Source organism: Staphylococcus sp. HMSC62D11 (assembly GCF_001839145.1).
GTDB classification, from domain to species: Bacteria; Bacillota; Bacilli; order Staphylococcales; family Staphylococcaceae; genus Staphylococcus; species Staphylococcus lugdunensis.
In genome coordinates this window covers 1-18,660 of the sequence record NZ_KV840191.1, presented here as the reverse complement: position 1 = coordinate 18,660, position 18,660 = coordinate 1, and the positions used below count along the sequence as shown (strand labels likewise).

The window sequence follows — 18,660 nt, the reverse complement described above, 5'->3', positions numbered from 1 at the left end:
TGAAGTCAAATTGCTGTGACTAGGCTTAATCAAACAAGACGCTTACTGATTCTCGTTCATATACACGGACAATAGCTTGTGCTAATAGTCCAGCAACAGATAATTGTTTCGTATTTGCTGGTTTGCGATTTTCATCTAATAAGATTGAATTTGTCACAATAAGTTCTTTAATCGCTGAATTTTCGATACGTTCTTTAGCCGGACCAGACAGTACTGGGTGTGTACAACATGCATATACTTCTTTCGCACCTTTATCTTTTAACGCTTGTGCAGCTAAAGTTATCGTTCCAGCTGTATCAATAATATCATCGATAATAATTGCGGTGCGCCCTTCAATATCTCCAACGATATTCATAACTTCTGCAACATTAGGTTTAGGGCGACGTTTATCGATAATTGCAATTGGAGTTTTTAAAATGTCAGCAAGTTTGCGCGCACGCGTTACACCACCATGATCTGGTGAAACAACAACACACTCTTCTGGATTTATGTTTGGATCATTTTGGAAATGTTGACCAATAATAGGAACACCCATCAAATGATCAATCGGAATGTCAAAGAAGCCTTGAATTTGTGGCGCATGTAAGTCTAAAGCGATCATGCGATTTGCACCAGCTGTTTCAATTAAATTAGCTACTAATTTTGCTGTAATAGGTTCACGGCTACGTGCTTTTCTGTCTTGACGTGCGTATCCATAATAAGGTACCACAATATTAATATTCGCTGCTGACGCACGTTTGCATGCATCAATCATAATGAGCAATTCCATTAAATGTAAGTTGACTGGATATGATGTTGGTTGAATAATAAAGACGTCACATCCTCGGATGCTTTCTTCAATATTAATTTGAATTTCGCCATCACTAAAACGTTTTACAGAGCACTTCCCTAATTCAATCCCTACACGATCAGCTACTTCTTGTGCCAAAGGTTCATTTCCTTTAAGAGAAAAGATCTTTAAAGATGAATTCTTGTATTCATTATTTAACATTTATAGTCCTCCAATTATTTTCTATGCATACATATTATATATAAAAAACGCGTCTTTTACTATGACTCAATCAAATTCATACTAAAATTTATTAATTTCGACAATTCGGAATAACGATTACAGTTCGTAAAGTATATTCTAGATTGTTAGTATTATTTTTTTACATATCCTTCTTTAGTGATTTGACGTGCTCTTGCAAGCGCTAAGCTATCATTAGGAATATCATCTGTGATTGTTGATCCTGCAGCAATGAGCGAGCCATCACCAACAGTAACTGGTGCAATAAGATTAGTATTACATCCAATAAAGGCATCCCTTCCAATCACTGTACGGAATTTATTTATGCCATCATAATTCACAGTGATAGAGCCACAACCAATATTTGTACGTTCTCCGACTTCAGCATCACCAATATAGCTCAAGTGAGATACTTTTGCACCATCTTTCAGCTCAGCTTTCTTAACTTCAACAAAGTTACCTACCTTGACATCTTTGCCCAGGTTAGAACCAGGACGTAATTGTGCAAATGGCCCTACTTTCGTATACGCGCCCACTTTAGAATCATTAATCACCGATTGCTTGATTTCGACATGTGCAGCAATCTTACTATTATGAATTTCAGAATATTGACCTACATGTACATTTTCTCCAATCGTTGTTGTCCCAGTAATTCTTACACCAGGTTCAATAACCGTATCCATACCAATTTCAACGTCTGGTGCAATATATGTTTGAGTTGGATCAATCAAAGTTACGCCATTTCGCATATGATAGTCATTTACACGCTGTTGTAACGCCTTTTCAGCTTGACTAAGCATCACACGGTCATTGACACCTATAATTTCATCAAAATCATCTGTATGATAGACTTCGGCAATACCATGATTATGTAAAATCAAGGCAACTGCATCTGGTAGATAATATTCTCCCTGTGCATTGTCATTTCGCACCTGATTTAGCGTTTCAAAGAGCACTTGATTATCAAAAGCAAAAATACCCGAACTGATTTCACTTATCGTTTTTTCGGCCGCCGATGCATCTTTTTCTTCAACTATACGTTCCAGCTGTTGTTGCTCATTACGAATAATACGTCCATATCCAAATGGGTTAATCGCCGTTGCAGATAATACTGTGACATGGGCCTTATTTCGCTCATGGTGTTCGATTAATGCTTGTAACGTTTCAGCAGTTATCAGTGGCGTATCTCCGCATACAACTAGTGTCGTTCCTTCTTTACTGCTTAAGTGGTCTTGAGCCGTTTTCACGGCATGTGCCGTACCTAGTTGTTCAGCTTGAAAACTATACAATGATTGATGTCCTAATGTTTCTTTGACCTCATCTGCACCATGGCCTACTACAGTTACAACTTGATCTACACCTGATGCTTTAACATTCGTTAATACATGCTCAATCATCGGCTTCCCAGCAACCTCATGTAGTACTTTATACCTTTTCGACTTCATTCTTGTACCTTTACCAGCTGCTAATATAATCGCATATCTCTGCATGAATGCTAACCCTCCAATAAAAATTACACTTCGTCATTATTATAATTTAATTATTACGCCACTTTCAAGATTTATAAGATGTTGTTAAAGAAACGTAAATGGCTTATCATCTTGTTAATAATAATGTTAATGTGCTTGTATTTTAAAAGAACAGGTCCAACATCCGCATTATGTTGAACCTGTTCTAAAGTTTATATCAATTATATATTAATCATTGTCTTCTGATTGTTCTGATGAGGCATTTTTATCTGGAACTACTTCATCAGTTTCATCATATACTTTCATCACAGCATCCTGAATCTCCTGTCTCATATCAGAATTAATCGGATGTGCAATATCACGGAATTCACCATCTGGTGTACGTTTACTTGGCATTGCGACGAACAGACCAGAATTTCCTTCAATTACGCGTAAGTCATGAATAACGAATGCCTTATCTAAAGTAATTGAAACAAGTGCTTTCATTCTACCGTCTGTTTCTATTTTTCTAAGTCTTACATCTGTCACTTTCATGCAGTGAGCCCCCCTAGTATATATCTCTCTTTGTGGTTTTTAGAAGCTTTACAATTCAACATTGAAAATTATCATTCCTTAGTTTTGGCTATTAGTTCAATTTCAACTTTAACATCTTTAGGTAAACGTGAAACTTCAACACAGCTACGCGCAGGTTGATGTTCACTAAAATAATCTGCGTATACTTCATTGATTTGTTGAAATTCATTCATATCAGCAATGAAAATTGTTGATTTAATGACAGAATTAAAGTCTGCACCTGCTTCATTGAGCACAACTTTTAAATTTTCTAGTACTTGTTTAGTTTGTTCTTGCACATCCTCACTTACCAATTGACCATTAGAATTCAATGGTAGCTGTCCAGATGTAAATACCAAACCATTCACAGCCGTTGCGTGTGAATAAGGCCCTATAGCTTCAGGTGCGCTATTAGCGTTAATCGTTTTCATGATGTAATTACTCCTTTTAAGAAAATTTAGACAAAATATTACCTTGCTCAACGTTAAACTCTTGATTATATTCATCAACATCAGATAATCTGACCAAGGAAGTATAATCTTCAATCAATCGTTGTTTAACTTCTTTTGATTCTACAAGTACTGATACCCCTTTTACATGTGCTTTAAACTCATTCATGAGATTCATCACACCATTAATTGAGCCACCAGCTCTCATAAAGTCATCGACAACCAACACATTAGAATTTTCTTCTAATGTACGTTTCGATAGCACCATTGTTTCTATTTTTCTTGATGAACCTGAAACGTAGTTAATGGATACTGTTGAGCCTTCAGTCACTTTGTTATCCTTGCGAATGACTACTACAGGTAAATTTAATACGTTTGCTACCGCGTTGGCAAGTGAAATCCCTTTTGTCGCTATTGTCACAACTGCATCAAGTTGCTCATCCATGTATATTGTTGCAATTAATTTACCAACTCTATTCAATAATGTAGGGTTCCCTACTAAGTCTGATAAGAATAAATATCCGCCTGGCAATAAACGATTTTTCTCATCCAATAAACGAATCACGTCATCGATAACTTCTGCCGCTTCTTCTTTACTCATCATTGGTTTATAGGTCACACCACCACTTGCTCCTGCCGTCGTAATGACTGTGCCTAGTCTTTCTTTTAAAAAGGTATTCTTAATAATTTGTACATCTTCGCTAATTGATGATTTTGCTTGTTTAAATTTTTTAACGAAAAATGTTAAAGGTATTAATTCATTGGGGTGGTTCATTAGATATTGTGTCATAAACACAATACGCTCACTTCGTTTATAACGCATTGTCTCAACCTTCCTATCCTAGTAATCTTACTAAATAAACTTCATTACAACAGCCGTTTACTGCATTATATATTTTCTTAGCTTGACTTTCTTTTTGTGCTAATGCATAAACAGTTGGTCCACTACCACTCATTAAAGCGCCATCTGCACCACATTGAAGCATGTTATTTTTAATCTTTTTTATTTCTGGGTGCATAGCCATAGAGACTAATTCCAAGCGATTAGAAAGACTGTGGCATAACTTTTGATAGTCACCATGTTTAATCGCTACCTTGCACGCTTCTGTGTGAACGGCATGCGCAATATTTAAATCTAAAGCTTTAAAAACGTCTGGCGATGAAATACCTAAATCTGGTTTAGCTAAAACTACCCATGTCGCTGGCGGTTTGTTTAAAAATTCAATCTTCTCACCTAAGCCAGTACATAAAGCGGTTTGATTATAAATACAAAACGGTACATCTGTGCCAATTTGAATACCCAATTGAGCTAAATCATGCAATGTTAAACCCAAGTCGAACAGGCGATTCATACCTCTCATCGTTGCAGCAGCATCTGCTGAACCTCCAGCTAAACCAGCTGATACCGGAATGTCTTTATCAATCGCTATCGTTACACCTTGCTGAATACCATAAGTATGTGTCATTAATTCGGCAGCTCTATAAGCTAAATTTTTACTATCATTAGGCACATAGTTGTGCTCAATGTCGACAATAATCTTATTATCCGTACGTTTTTTAAATGATAGTCTATCATTTAAATCAACCGTCGTCATAATCATTGCAATTTCATGATAGCCGTCATCTCTTTTGAAAAGGGTGTCGAGCGTAAAATTTATCTTGGCAGGAGCCGTTTCATATATCATTTTTCCGCCCCTCTCTTCAATATATTAATAAGATGATTTTAACATAAAGGAGCCAAATATTTGATTAAAACTATACATATTTCTCTAAAAACTTAATAAACATTGTCTTTTGAAAAATAATATACGGAATTTTACATATAAAAAAGCGCTATGCTTTTTGCATTAACGCTTATATCTTCTTATTCAATTTAATCTTGCGTTGACCTCTCGCTCAAATTGAATAATAATTATTTACTTATATCTTTATTAGTGTGCAACTGCTTCTTGATGATTATCCTCTTCAAATGAAACTTGTACATTCTCTGTTAGCACATCCGTGTATGTATAAGATACTCTTTCAAAGTTATGCTTATCTTGGTCTAATTCAACAATGAAAACTGATGGATAAGTCTCTTTTAATACCCCACAACGTTCAATTGTTTTTTTACGACCACCGTTGGCTTTAAGTACAATACGATTTCCTAAATGACAATCAATAGAATTTTTGATGTCCAAAATTGATTTTGGCATATTGCTCCACCTCGCTACAAGGTATATCTTACCATATTCATAGCCTTTTCGTCAAATAAAATTTAAATTTTATCAATGTCCAACGCTTTTGTCAACAGTTTAATTAGCTAATTCAGGGTATTTTTTCTTTTCTTTATACAAACGTGCGAAATCTTGTATCGAAAGTGTTTCACCTCGTCGTTTAGGATCAATTTCAGCAGCGTTAAGCCAAGATAATATAGCTTCTTTATGTTTTTTGCCATCTTTAAAGTGATTTTGGTAATTGTTATTAATTGTTTTTCGACGTTGCGCAAATGCAGCTTTAGCCAATTTAAAGAATGCTGTTTCATCATCTATATCTACAAGAGGTTGTGAGCGCTGCATTAATTTTACGACAATAGAGTCTACATTGGGCGGTGGCATAAAGACACTTTTCGGCACTGTTACTACTTTGCTTGTTTCAGTATAATATTGTGTCACGATAGATAATGATCCATAAGCTTTTGTTCCTACAGTCGCATTCAACCGCTCTCCTACTTCTTTTTGCATCATAACGACATATCCATCAATTGGAATATCTTGCTGCATTAAATTGAGTAGAATTGGGGTAGTAATGTAGTATGGTAAATTTGCAACCACCATAATCTTTTCACAATCATTTAAATATGTGTGCACAGCTGCTGCTATATCGGCTTTCAATATATCTTCATTAATCACAGTCACATTTTCGTATGGTGCCAGCGTATAATCTAGCACCGGGATAAGACGTTGATCAATTTCAAATGCGATAACCTGTTTTGCTTTTTTAGCTAGTTGCTCTGTTAATGAACCCATTCCCGGTCCAATTTCAATAACTCCGGTACGTTCATCAATATCACTGGCATCAATAATTTTATGGATGATGTTTACATCAACTAAGAAGTTTTGTCCTAAACTCTTTTTAAAGTTAAATCCAAAGCGCGTTAACAGTTCTTTAGTTCTGGATGGTGTTGCAATATCTTTATTCTCCATTATTCATCTCGCTCCTTCTCAAGACCTAATGCCTGGCGTACATCCGCTTCTGTATAACCAAATGCATTTAATTTTTTCAATAATTGTTTACCATTTGAATGACCAATGTGAAGTTTTCTACCAATCACTTCTCGCTTTCGACGCGCATCTTTACCAATGATTAGCCCTAGCTCGAGTAATACGCTTTTATCGATTGTTTCTATTGCTTCTTCAAAGGGTGAACTTACATGCATTAGTGCGGCTCTAATATCTTCTGGTTTTGCATGCTCAACACCAATTTTCCCACGCTTATTTTTAGCTTTTTCTCTATCTATATAAGCGTGTTTTACTCCAGATACATGCTCTGTAATCGTATGGCGAATTTTATCACCTGGGAAATCAGGATCTGTTAGTACTATAACACCTCTAGTTTCTTGTGCATGTCGAATTACATCTAATGTATCTCTATTGATGGCACTGCCATTTGTTTCAATTGTATCGCATTCTACTGCTAACTTTACGCGCTCCGTATCATCGCGTCCCTCTACAACTATAAACTCATTTATTCTCACTATGATTTAACCCTTCTTTATTTTTACTGTTCATTAGTTATTTTAAAGCAAACCACATTGAATTCACATTAATTTTATATTTATAATAATTAAAAGGAGCAAGACAAGATGGACTGTCTTACCCCAATGTAAAGAAATATTACTTTAAGTTAAATAAACGTTCCGCATTTTCTGTAGTTTGACGACATACATCTTCATATGTCATCCCTCTTAATTCTGCAATTTGTTGCGCCACTAGGGTAACACGTTCTGGCTCGTTACGCTTACCTCTATAGGGATGTGGCGATAAATAAGGCGCATCTGTTTCAACTAACAAACGTTCCATTGGCACATGTTTCGCAACTTCTTTAGGTTGTTTCGCATTTTTAAAAGTAACAGGACCACCTAGTGAAATATAAAAATTCAATTTATTAATGACCACATCTGCAATTTCAGGAGAACCACTAAAACTATGCATAATACCACCTACTTCTTCAGCATGTTCTTCAAGTAGAATATCCACACAATCTTGTGTTGCTTCCCGATTATGAATGACGATTGGCAACTTAACACGTTTAGCTAATGCAATTTGCTTTCTAAAAACTTCTTTTTGAATATCCGCTGGAGATTTATCCCAATGATAGTCTAATCCCATTTCACCAATACCGATAACTTTAGGATGCTCAGCAAGCGTTTCAATCCAACTTAAGCGCGCTTCAGTAAAATCAATCGCATCAACCGGATGCCATCCTATAATGGCATATAAAAAGTCATATTGTTCGATTAATTCCATCGCACGTTCAATGGTAGCCGTATCAAAACCAACGACAAACATACGGTCTACACCTGCCTGTTGCGCGCGTGAAATCACTTCGCTTAAATCTTCATCATATTGTTCATCATTCAAATGCACATGTGTATCGATTAACATCATATCTCTCCTACAGCTTTAAATTTTACTTAATCACCGCGCCATTAGCGATGGCGTTAGGTAAACTTACTAATGTTAAAACATCGTCCTTTTCAGCTGATAAAATCATACCTTCTGATCTTTGGCCCATTAATTTTGCTGGTTTCAAATTCGTAACGACAGCTACTTTCTTACCAATTATGTCTTCTGGTTTATAAAATTTAGCGATGCCTGAAACAATTTGGCGTTGTTCAGTTCCCAAATCAACTTGAATTTTTAACAATTTATCTGATTTTTTCACATTTTTAGCATCCGTAATCGTTGCTGCTTTAATTTCTACTTTATCGAAATCTTTAATATTAATTTGCGCTTTACTAGGTGCCTCGTGTTCAACTTTTTCAGATTTAGGTGGTTGCATAGACGCTTTGATATATGCAATTTCAGCTTCTGTATCTAGTCTCGGGAAAATTGGTGATGGCTTTTCAGTAACCATAACAGGTTGTTTTAGTGCACCGTAACGTTCAAGGCTTGCCAATTCAAACAACTCTGGACTATTAATATTTAATTGTTTAAAGACTTCTCTAGGTGCATGCGTTAAGAACGGACGCAATAACACTGTTGCAAAACGAATATTTTCAACCAAGTGTGCCATTACATTGGCTAACATATCCTTTTGACTATCGTCTTTAGCTAATACCCATGGCGTTGTTTCGTCAATATATTTATTGGTACGACTTATCAATTTCCAAACAGTGGCTAACGCAACTGAAAATTGGAAGCTTTCCATGTTATCATTAAAGTCTTTTACTGTTTCAAGTGCAAGTGCTTCCATTGCATCATCCAACTCATGTTTTGGACCCGTATAAGCTGGAAGTTCGCCTTGGAAATATTTATTAATCATCGAAATAGTTCGATTAACTAAATTGCCTAAGTCATTTGCTAAATCATAGTTTGTACGTTCAACAAATGCTTCTGGTGTGAAGACACCGTCTGAACCAAATGGCAACTCACGCATTAAGTAATAACGCGTCGCATCTAAACCGTAACGATCGATGAGCACATTAGGATCTACAACATTCCCTTTCGATTTACTCATTTTACCGTCTTTCATTAAAATCCAACCGTGCGCAAACACTTTTTTAGGTAATGGTAAATCTAATGCCATAAGTAAAATTGGCCAAATAATAGAGTGGAAACGTACAATTTCTTTTGCCATTAAATGCACGTCTGCAGGCCAATATTTTTGGAAAAGTGCATCATCATCTGATAAATAGCCTAGTGAAGATATATAGTTCACAAGTGCATCAATCCATACATAAACAACATGTTTAGGGTTAGATGGCACTCGAACACCCCAATCAAAAGACGTACGTGATACAGCTAAATCTTCCAAACCTGGTTTGATAAAATTATTAATCATTTCATTTTTTCGAGATGGTGGTTGAATAAAATCCGGATTTTGATCGTAAAATTCTAATAAACGATCCGTATACTTGCTAATATTAAAGAAATAGCTTTCTTCTTTTACAAGTTCAACTTCGTGTCCTGAATCCGGACTTTTTCCGCCAACGATTTTGCCATTTTCATATATAGGATCAACAAGTTGTGATTCTGTATAGTAAGTTTCATCAGGAACAGAATACCAACCTTCATATTCACCTAGATAAATATCGCCTTGTTTAAGTAAACGTTCAAAGACTTTCTCAACCACTTGTTTATGGCGTTGTTCTGTTGTTCTAATAAAGTCATCATTTGAAATTTCAAGTTTGCTCCATAAACTTTTAATTCCTGCAATCATATCATCTAAATATTCTAATTCTGTTTTACCAGCTTTTTGTGCTTTTTCTTGAATTTTTTGTCCATGTTCATCTGTACCTGTTAAATAACGTACATCATATCCTTGCATGCGTTTATATCTGGCAATTACGTCACCTGCTACCGTTGAATACGCATGTCCAATATGTAAATTCCCACTTGGATAATAAATTGGGGTTGTAATATAAAATGTCTCTTTCGCCATCACTGGGTCCTCCTATTCTCTTACACTATCAATGTTATCTAACATTATTTTCCTTTTCAATGAAGTCGCACATGGATATGTCGAGCTTCAGAATGTTAACTGTCTTATATCAGTATATAGATATACCTATAAATTCTATAGCTTTATTATACATTATCTAAAAACAGTAACGTGATATCTTTTCTACATTACCATAAAATCAGCAATTCATGGGTATTTCAATATAATTTATTCTGCGTTAAGTTGATGATAGATATCGTAAACATCACTTGTCTTCATATTTCTATCTTCTGCCACCATTTTAATTGCTTTTTTAGGCTTAACCTGTTGTTTTTTAATATAGTGTGTAACATGTTCTTGAATCGTCATCTCTTCATACCATTGCTTATCTTTCAAAGCCTTTGCACCTTCAATTAACATTACAAATTCCCCTTTTTGAGGGATTTTGCCTTGTTCAACCATCGCTATCATTGAATCAATATCAAGTGTGACGATTTCTTCAAACTTTTTAGTAAGCTCTCTACCAATGGTCACCCGTCGCTTTGCATCGATACTTTGAATTGCCTTTAGTGTTTGTATCACTCGATAAGGTGACTCATAAATAATTATTGTTGCTTCTTGGTACATACGTTCTTGTAATATGGAAATTTTATCTTTTTCTTTGCGTGGCAAAAAACCTATAAATGTATAGATGTAAGATGGCAGTCCACTTGCCATCAAAGCAGTTAAACCAGCATTAGCACCAGGAATAGGCACAACATTAAGCTGCTGTTCTCTTGCTTCCACTACGAGTTCATAACCTGGATCACTGATTAATGGTAATCCTGCGTCTGATACTAAGGCGATATCTAAACCATTTTGTAATTGCTCTATTAAATAGTTCGTTTGTTGTTCTTTATTATGCTCATGATAAGATTTTAATGGGGTATCAATCGCATAGTGCGAACATAATTTACGAGTCACTCTAGTATCTTCACAGGCTATTAAGTCAACATCTTTAAGAACTTGAACGGCGCGATATGTAATATCTCCTAAATTGCCAATAGGTGTCCCGACTAAATATAAAGTCCCCATATTATCTCTCCTTAAATAATGCTAATTTTTGCTTTCTTGATAATTGCTTAATTTCATATTCTCTTTTTAATGCTTCTGATTTCGTATCGTACATTTCTTGATAAACTAAGACTACTGGGCGTCTTGCCTTTGTATATTTGGCCCCTTTTCCTAGATTGTGCTGTTTAATTCGCGCTTCTACATCTCTGGCATAACCCGTATACAAACTATGATCTTTACACTGCACAATATATACAAAATGTTTATCCATAATAAACCTCTTTCATCTCATCCGAGTAACTACCGTCTTCATTATAAATATAAAACGGTGCACATAGTTCTAACCCTTGCTTTCCACTTTTTCGACCTTCCACAACAATCGTTTGGGCTGTTTTGCCTTTTTTACTATAAATTAAATGTAAGCGTTTCGGTTCAATGTTTACTTGTCTCATTTCAGTTAAGACATCCATAAGCCTTTCTGCTCGATGTACCATCATTAATCGCCCGCCCTGCTTAAGTAGATGTTGCGCAGCCTTCATGCAATCACTGAGTGTACACATAATCTCATGACGTGCGATTTTATGTGCTTCTTTTTGGTGTTGATGCTGTTGATTTATTTTAAAATAAGGTGGGTTACATGTCACAAGAGAATATTGTGAGGGTTTGAAATATTGCGTCGTTTCTTTTAAATCCATATGAAACAACTTTAATCGATTTTCTAGATGGTTATATTTAAAGCTTCGACGCGCCATATCGACTAACTGTATTTGTATTTCCATCGCATCTATTTGTTGTGTACCTTTCGCAGATAATAGTAGCGGTATGACACCATTTCCAGAACACAAATCCATAATTGTATCTTTTTTTCTTACTTCAGTAAAATAGCCTAATAATAAAGCATCAGTTGAAAATGAAAACACGTCGTCGTTTTGTATTACTTTCAAATTTTCTTTAATAAGACAATCTATACGTTCATGTGCTTTTAACATTATGTCGCTCCTAAAAAAAGGGTGTTACAATAACAGCAGTCCTAAGCGTCTGTTGTTTGTATATACACCCTGTCATTTATATCGCTGAGTCATTAGTCATTAAGTACTGCCATACAAAGCAAGCAATCTTCGCCTTGTCGATGTTTTCCAAATAATTCACCTTTACATATATGAAACCCTTCAGCATATAACATTGCTAAGTTATCCTTACTGGGTAATGGTTTTTTGACTTGTTTGGCTTCCTTTGTCTTAGGCTGACTATTTTGTGAAAGCTCATCTTTGTCCATCAAGCGCTTTAAATTATCGTTTTCAATATGTAATGCAACGTTCTCTTCAACTAAAGCTACAGCCATTTCTTTTATCTCATTCATATCTTGCGTTATCGCATTAACGTTTGCTTCCAGACTCACAAGCCGCTCAAATAATTCATTTCGCTCCAAAAGTCATGAAACCTCCTTAATTAAACGCTTCAATTTCTTCCATTTTGTATTCCAGTGGTTGCTCTAATCCATCAATTTTAACCTGCATAGAAATATCTAAAATATTAAGTGCTACTACGCGTCCTTGTCCATCAGGTGTCGAAATTTTCTCTCCCACATCTGGCAATTGTGCTCGTACTTCTTCATATAAATCATTTTCATATTTCAAACAGCACATAAGTCGGCCACATGCACCCGAAATTTTAGTCGGATTTAAAGATAAATTTTGATCTTTCGCCATCTTAATCGATACAGGCTCAAAATCTCCTAAAAACGTAGAACAACATAGTGAACGGCCACATGGTCCAATGCCACCCAAAAGCTTAGCTTCGTCACGCACACCAATTTGCCGTAATTCTATACGTGTTTTTAATTGTTGCGCTAATAATTTTACCAACTTCCGAAAGTCGATACGATCATCTGCCGTAAAATTAAAGATGATTTTAGACTTGTCCAACGTATATTCACAGTTAACAAGACGCATATCTAGTTCTAACTGTTTAATGAAATCGTGACACAAAGTTAGTGCTGCTTTAGCATCTTGTGCATTTTGTTTATATATTTCAATATCCTTAGGTGTAGCCTTACGTATGACTTCTTTAAGGGGCAGTGTTACATCGCCATCAGCAACATGACAAGGTGGACATTTAACAAGTCCTAATTCCAGGCCACGTTTTGATTCTACAATCACCCAGTCGTCTTCTTTGATAGTTAATTCTTGAGGCGCATAATATTCTAACTTCCCAGCTTGTTGAAACTGTACACCTACTATCTTTGGCATTTATCTCACACCCTTAATTACAATTTGTTCAAATACTAATGTTGGATTTACATTTTGCATTAATTTCTTATGCGCTTCTGTTAATTGGTCATATATTCTTATCATTTGTTGTAATGTTAATGCTTCAGCATATCGCTCAATTTCATTGCTTAAATCTTGAAATGTATAGTGTTTACTAGCTTTTAATTTAGCATGCATAATATCCTCAAAAAAACCATTTACTGCAGCCAATGTTAACAACTGCAACTTGCGGTTTTTGGCGTTCTTTAACAACTCGATAATTCCAATTAATGCCATCGGTTTGTTTTCAATGAGCAATTCACACCAATGCACAATCACTTTGCGTAATGCTGTTAAATCATTTTCTTCGTTCAATGTTAATGCAGCTTCAAGTTGAGTTGTGTAGGTGCTCAACATTTCAGCAACAGGACGCGATACAGAGACTTCTGTCAATTGTTCTACAAAATGCGCTTTGTTCATTGGCTTAAAGTAAACATGCTGGCATCTCGAATGAATAGTATCTAATATTTGTTCTGGCTTTGTAGAGATTAAAATAGCTATTGTATTTTTCGGAGGTTCTTCTAAAAATTTTAAAATACTATTTTCCCCTTGAACCGTCAGTTTTTCAAAACTTTCTATAATATATACTTTATACGCTCCCTCAATTGGAAGCTGATTCATACGATGCACGAGTTGCTCAACTTGTTCCTTTTTAATGCTTGATTCATCAGAAGCTACATACATAAAATCTGGATGATTAAATCCTGCTACCTTCAACTCACACTGCTGATTATTTTGGCACAAAATTAACTTAGCAAAATCCATAGCAACTTGTTTCATAGACTCCGCATCATCACCTTCAAACAAATATGCATGCGACAACTTATTAGAACCAAAAGCATTCAAAAGACGTTCAAATTCATCCATGATCTAAACTCCTCATATATAAAAAAGGCAGAGACACAAAACGTATACACCTCGGAAAGCCAACAAAGCAATCCAGAAGTAGGATTTGCGCGGAGCCCCAGCACAGAGAAATGTATATAACATTTCTACAAGCAAGCTCTAACTGAATACTGCCGCTATTCACAAAAATTTAAAGAAACACGTTTAACGTTGCTTTTTCATCAGTGCTACTTTATGTTCTGCTTAAATCCTAAACACTTTTGTCCCGACCTCTAAATTTCAAACATTATTTTCATTCATCGTTGTTATTTCGATATTTAAAATCTATGGAAGGCATCGATTGGCATCACAAATACAGTAGCGCCACCGACTTCCACTTCTACAGGATACGGTATGTAAGAGTCTGCACTACCGCCCATAGGTGTCATTGGAGAAACTAATTGTTCTCTATTACCACATGTGTTATCAATCACAGTTAAGATATCGTCAACTCGATTATCATCAACACCACATAAAAATGTCGTATTTCCCGCTCTTAGAAAACCACCAGTTGTTGCTAATTTTGTGGCTCTAAAGTCATGCTTTACGAGTTGGTCTGAAAGTTCTTGACTATCTTGATCTTGGATGATCGCTATAATCATTTTCATTTTATAACACCTCTTCTTGTCATTATATCATAATTTTTTCAAAAAATTTATGATAATTTGGTACGTCTCTTCAATAACATTAGCTATATTTTGGCTGGCATCCACTTTGCGAAATCGCTTGTCCCCGTTCTCCATAATTTGTCGATATCCTTCAATTACTAAATTATGAAATTTCAAATCTTCTTTGTCTAAACGATTTTGTTCGCGTTGATTATTCATAATACGTTGTCTGCCTATCTCAGCTGAAATATCAAGATATATCGTTAAATCTGGATACAAGCCATTAATTGCAAAGTCATTGAGTTTTCTCACTTCCTCTATACCTATACCCCGTGCATATCCCTGATAAGCCAAAGAACTATCAATATAGCGATCACATAATACAATTTTATGCTGTTTTAATGCTGGAATGACCTTTTCAACAAGATGTTCTCTTCTAGAAGCAGCAAATAACATTGCTTCTGTGCGTATATCCATGTGATTACCATCAAGAACAACTTTTCTTATTTCTTCCCCAGTAGGTACGCCACCTGGTTCACGCGTTGAAATTACATCAAAGTCTTGTGCGAGCTTTTCTGCAACAGCTTGAATCACCGTGGTCTTCCCTGAGCCTTCTGGTCCTTCAAAAGTAATAAATGCTGTCATATTTTATTCATCCTTAACCAAAATTTTTTTATTGTTAATCCCTTCCACTCTGACACCAGAATCAATATAATGCGCTATTAATTTTAACATATTTTGAGTGATTCTTTCGCCCGTAAAGAAAAGTGGTATACCTGGTGGATAAGGCGTTATATGTTGTGCTAATATCATACCTTGCGCATTATCTAACCCAACCCAAGTAACATGGGTAATATCCATTGTCTCGTAACTACCAGCGGCACAAGGTAAACGAGTGTAACTTGATTGCTGATTATGATTTATCAAATCCTCAACAGGCTGCATACGTATACGTTCAATAAGTTCATCAAATGGATATTTATCTTGTTCGTGCCATAAAGGTAAAATAAGCAATACTTGATAATCATCTGCAAGTTCCACGAAAACAGACATTTTTTCAAACCAATCTTGAATTTGATATCCTAACATATGCTTATGCTGTACTGTTAGCTTTAGCGGATCAGCCATTTGTATCATTATAAATCCTTTATCTTGCATCATTTCGATAAACTGTTGTCGTCTTTTAAAAAACAATCTACTATCATACTGTTGATAAAATTGGTTTGCCTGTTCAAGGCTAGCCATAACAAGATATGAGGGACTAGATGTCTGAAAATAACTCAAATATTGAATAACTTTATCACGTTGCGGCGCTTGTTTGTGAATAAACAATATTGATCCCATTGTTAACGCAGGTAGCGTTTTATGATATGACTGTACGACATAATCCGCTTTCATGTTTAACGCTGAAGTAGGAAAGCCGTCTAAATCAAAATGTGCCCCGTGTGCTTCATCAACTAAGACAGGTATATTAGCTGCATGCAATTTTGAAATACAGGAATTAATATCAAAACATTCTCCATAATAATTTGGGTATGTAACTACGGCTAATTTATATTGTTCAGAATCAAAATCTCTTGTTTGAGGACCGTAATAATGATGGGTTTGAAGACTTTCCTGCATAGGTAAAATATCTGCACTTTGATGTGTTAAATCAAGCCCATGAAAAACAGACTTATGTACATTTCTAGCAATTAAATAACGTCCATCCACAGCTGAAAACCCTTGTATTGTAGCTAATATACCTGACGTTGTTCCATTAACAAGTATAAAAGCATCGTAGTCTTCATGTTTTGACATATTATGTTGACTGTTAAGAATAATATCTTCTGGATGATGCAAATCATCTAAACCTGTGATTTCAGTCATATCAAATTTAAAATCTAGTTCATGTAACGTCCCAATTGTCATATTTTTATGACCAGGAACATGCATAGATATAGCCTTTTCATTTATAAGTTGGCTTAATTTATAATTAATTGGCAATGCCATGTGTAACACTCTTTTCAATTAAATATTAACGAATATGTGATAAATTGTCGGGATTGCTATAAGACCACTGATTTTTTAATAAACCCATAACATAACAATCTCGATATTCTCCATTAGTATAAAAATGTTCTTTTAATGTGCCTTCAATATTAAAGTTATGTGTTTCATAAATATGAACAGCCTTTTCATTATTAACATCAACATATAGATATACTTTATGCATATTCAAGACTAAAAATGCATAGTCTATGGCCATTTTAAAAGCTTGTTTAGCAAAACCGTGTCCACTATAATCAGGATCAACAATAATTTGGACTTCACAGTTTCGATGTACAAAATCTATCTCAACTAATTCAACAATACCAATAGCATGGTCATCTTGTTCTATAATAAATCGTCTTTCATCTTCATCTAAAATATGCTTATTATAAAGATGTTGCAATTCACTCAGTGATTGATAAGGTTCTTCAAACCAATATGACATAATCGAATATTCATTATTGAGCTGATGTACGAATTCTAAATCGGTTTCCTCTAATGCACGAATAATCATTTTTATGCACTCCTTTATTCAAATTTTATGGAAAATTCAAATGAAAGTAAAATGATATTAATAGCAAATTGATTATATACTAAAACCCTCGCATACGTAGTTGTACACAAAGGTTTAGTATATATGAAGATCGAGACATAAATTTCTTTTAAAAGCTTCAGCTGGCAAGTTCTATTGAAACTTAATAGAATTTGCCTGTTTCTTTATTATATTAAGCGTCATTAAGAAAAAGCACACTTCTTTTAAGTACGAAGTATTTTAGCAAGAGCTTGAAAGAACAAGACAAGCTCAGGATGGGGCCCCAACAAAGAGGCTTTCGAAAAGAAAGCCAACGGACAAAGCGAGTTGGGGTGGGGCCCCAACAGAGAGAATTTCGAGAAGAAATTCATCAAGCAAAGCAAGTTGGGGTGGCTGAAGCTGTTCTCTAAGAAAGCGAGCCAGCAATACAAACTATTGAATATAACAAAGAAGCACAAAGATGATTTGAAATAAATCATCTTTGTGCGATTTTTTGGAAATTTATGTCTCGACGTGTATTGCTATATTATTTTGTGTTTTCTTTTTTTCTTTTTGTTACGAAAAATGCACCTATTGCTATTAACAATCCACCTATTAGTCCGTTTTTATTAGCTGTTTCTCCTGTTTCAGGTAACTCTGACACATGCATATCTGTATGTTCTGACTTTTCAATAGAACGTTGTTCTTTAACATTATGATATTTAACAAGTTGTTGTTTAACTTGTGGTGTATGTTTGAATTGACTTTCAGACTGCGTATTATGCTTAGTCTTTTTCAATTGTTTTGCTGGCACAGCATTCTCTACTTTTTTATAAATATATGTTGTAATACCATCTTTTTCAATCTTATGTCCTGTATATTGCCAATCTTGTCCGATAAATTGTTCTGGTGGTAACTGACCTTTTCGTGATGGAACAATTTCACGACCATTTGTATCAACATAAATTGTGATTTTCAATTCATCAATGTCTACACGCGGTGCGTCATTTGGAACTTTTGATTGAATACGTTCATAGACATATGTTGTAATGCCGTCTTTTTCTGTAACTTTTCCTGTGTATTGCCATCTATCTCCAATAATGCTAGGCGGTTGATGTTTACCTTCTGTTGTTTCTTGT

Annotated in this window: 22 protein-coding genes; all 22 read right to left on the bottom strand. The window is 35.2% G+C overall.

Going from position 1 to position 18,660, the window contains the following annotated elements; genetic code table 11:
* Positions 1 to 25 precede the first annotated feature (25 nt).
* Positions 26 to 991: a ribose-phosphate diphosphokinase gene (locus tag HMPREF3267_RS07045; protein ID WP_002479488.1), complete on the bottom strand. Its 966-nt coding sequence runs from the start codon at positions 989 to 991 to the stop codon at positions 26 to 28.
* Positions 992 to 1,143: 152 nt separating this feature from the next.
* On the bottom strand, positions 1,144 to 2,499 hold the full coding sequence (glmU, locus tag HMPREF3267_RS07040; protein ID WP_002479487.1) for a bifunctional UDP-N-acetylglucosamine diphosphorylase/glucosamine-1-phosphate N-acetyltransferase GlmU: 1,356 nt from the start codon (positions 2,497 to 2,499) through the stop codon (positions 1,144 to 1,146).
* A 207-nt stretch (positions 2,500 to 2,706) separates the two neighbouring features.
* Complete coding sequence (spoVG, locus tag HMPREF3267_RS07035; protein ID WP_002461476.1) at positions 2,707 to 3,012, bottom strand: septation regulator SpoVG; 306 nt, start codon at positions 3,010 to 3,012, stop codon at positions 2,707 to 2,709.
* Between the two features lie 71 nt (positions 3,013 to 3,083).
* Positions 3,084 to 3,461 (bottom strand): RidA family protein, encoded by a 378-nt coding sequence (locus HMPREF3267_RS07030; protein ID WP_002461477.1) that lies wholly within the window; start codon positions 3,459 to 3,461, stop codon positions 3,084 to 3,086.
* A gap of 16 nt (positions 3,462 to 3,477) precedes the next feature.
* Positions 3,478 to 4,302, bottom strand: coding sequence for a pur operon repressor (gene purR, locus HMPREF3267_RS07025; RefSeq protein WP_002479485.1), 825 nt, complete (start codon positions 4,300 to 4,302; stop codon positions 3,478 to 3,480).
* 13 nt (positions 4,303 to 4,315) lie between these two features.
* Positions 4,316 to 5,164 (bottom strand): 4-(cytidine 5'-diphospho)-2-C-methyl-D-erythritol kinase, encoded by an 849-nt coding sequence (gene ispE, locus HMPREF3267_RS07020; RefSeq protein ID WP_062078481.1) that lies wholly within the window; start codon positions 5,162 to 5,164, stop codon positions 4,316 to 4,318.
* Positions 5,165 to 5,410: 246 nt separating this feature from the next.
* A complete protein-coding gene (veg, locus tag HMPREF3267_RS07015; protein WP_002461480.1) occupies positions 5,411 to 5,674 on the bottom strand; it encodes a biofilm formation stimulator Veg in 264 nt (87 codons plus the stop codon).
* A gap of 99 nt (positions 5,675 to 5,773) precedes the next feature.
* Positions 5,774 to 6,667: a 16S rRNA (adenine(1518)-N(6)/adenine(1519)-N(6))-dimethyltransferase RsmA gene (rsmA, locus tag HMPREF3267_RS07010; protein ID WP_172452329.1), complete on the bottom strand. Its 894-nt coding sequence runs from the start codon at positions 6,665 to 6,667 to the stop codon at positions 5,774 to 5,776.
* Positions 6,664 to 7,215, bottom strand: a complete 552-nt coding sequence (gene rnmV / locus HMPREF3267_RS07005) for a ribonuclease M5 (RefSeq protein WP_002491856.1) — start codon at positions 7,213 to 7,215, stop codon at positions 6,664 to 6,666. The genes rsmA and rnmV overlap by 4 nt, the downstream gene beginning before the upstream one ends.
* 139 nt (positions 7,216 to 7,354) lie before the next feature.
* Complete coding sequence (locus HMPREF3267_RS07000) at positions 7,355 to 8,125, bottom strand: TatD family hydrolase (protein ID WP_062078479.1); 771 nt, start codon at positions 8,123 to 8,125, stop codon at positions 7,355 to 7,357.
* A gap of 25 nt (positions 8,126 to 8,150) precedes the next feature.
* On the bottom strand, positions 8,151 to 10,124 hold the full coding sequence (gene metG / locus HMPREF3267_RS06995; RefSeq protein WP_062078477.1) for a methionine--tRNA ligase: 1,974 nt from the start codon (positions 10,122 to 10,124) through the stop codon (positions 8,151 to 8,153).
* Between the two features lie 228 nt (positions 10,125 to 10,352).
* On the bottom strand, positions 10,353 to 11,198 hold the full coding sequence (gene rsmI / locus HMPREF3267_RS06990) for a 16S rRNA (cytidine(1402)-2'-O)-methyltransferase (RefSeq protein ID WP_070481598.1): 846 nt from the start codon (positions 11,196 to 11,198) through the stop codon (positions 10,353 to 10,355).
* 1 nt (position 11,199) lies between these two features.
* On the bottom strand, positions 11,200 to 11,448 hold the full coding sequence (locus HMPREF3267_RS06985) for a GIY-YIG nuclease family protein (RefSeq protein ID WP_002479480.1): 249 nt from the start codon (positions 11,446 to 11,448) through the stop codon (positions 11,200 to 11,202).
* Entirely contained in the window at positions 11,441 to 12,166 is a 726-nt protein-coding gene (locus tag HMPREF3267_RS06980) for a tRNA1(Val) (adenine(37)-N6)-methyltransferase (protein WP_037546080.1), read from the bottom strand. Before HMPREF3267_RS06980 ends, HMPREF3267_RS06985 begins: the two co-directional genes overlap by 8 nt.
* 92 nt (positions 12,167 to 12,258) lie before the next feature.
* Entirely contained in the window at positions 12,259 to 12,606 is a 348-nt protein-coding gene (gene yabA, locus HMPREF3267_RS06975; RefSeq protein ID WP_002461488.1) for a DNA replication initiation control protein YabA, read from the bottom strand.
* A 16-nt stretch (positions 12,607 to 12,622) separates the two neighbouring features.
* Positions 12,623 to 13,426 (bottom strand): PSP1 domain-containing protein, encoded by an 804-nt coding sequence (locus HMPREF3267_RS06970; RefSeq protein ID WP_002461489.1) that lies wholly within the window; start codon positions 13,424 to 13,426, stop codon positions 12,623 to 12,625.
* The gene (locus HMPREF3267_RS06965) at positions 13,427 to 14,353 is read right to left on the bottom strand and encodes a DNA polymerase III subunit (RefSeq protein ID WP_002479478.1); all 927 of its coding nucleotides are present in this window, start codon (positions 14,351 to 14,353) and stop codon (positions 13,427 to 13,429) included.
* A gap of 296 nt (positions 14,354 to 14,649) precedes the next feature.
* Entirely contained in the window at positions 14,650 to 14,979 is a 330-nt protein-coding gene (locus tag HMPREF3267_RS06960; protein WP_062078473.1) for a cyclic-di-AMP receptor, read from the bottom strand.
* A 27-nt stretch (positions 14,980 to 15,006) separates the two neighbouring features.
* The gene (gene tmk / locus HMPREF3267_RS06955) at positions 15,007 to 15,624 is read right to left on the bottom strand and encodes a dTMP kinase (protein ID WP_002461493.1); all 618 of its coding nucleotides are present in this window, start codon (positions 15,622 to 15,624) and stop codon (positions 15,007 to 15,009) included.
* 3 nt (positions 15,625 to 15,627) lie between these two features.
* Entirely contained in the window at positions 15,628 to 16,971 is a 1,344-nt protein-coding gene (locus tag HMPREF3267_RS06950; protein ID WP_062078471.1) for an Orn/Lys/Arg family decarboxylase, read from the bottom strand.
* A gap of 25 nt (positions 16,972 to 16,996) precedes the next feature.
* Positions 16,997 to 17,524: a GNAT family N-acetyltransferase gene (locus HMPREF3267_RS06945; protein ID WP_002461496.1), complete on the bottom strand. Its 528-nt coding sequence runs from the start codon at positions 17,522 to 17,524 to the stop codon at positions 16,997 to 16,999.
* A 544-nt stretch (positions 17,525 to 18,068) separates the two neighbouring features.
* Positions 18,069 to 18,660: LPXTG cell wall anchor domain-containing protein (locus HMPREF3267_RS06935; protein ID WP_141758221.1), on the bottom strand; the 592-nt coding region annotated here is incomplete at its 5' end.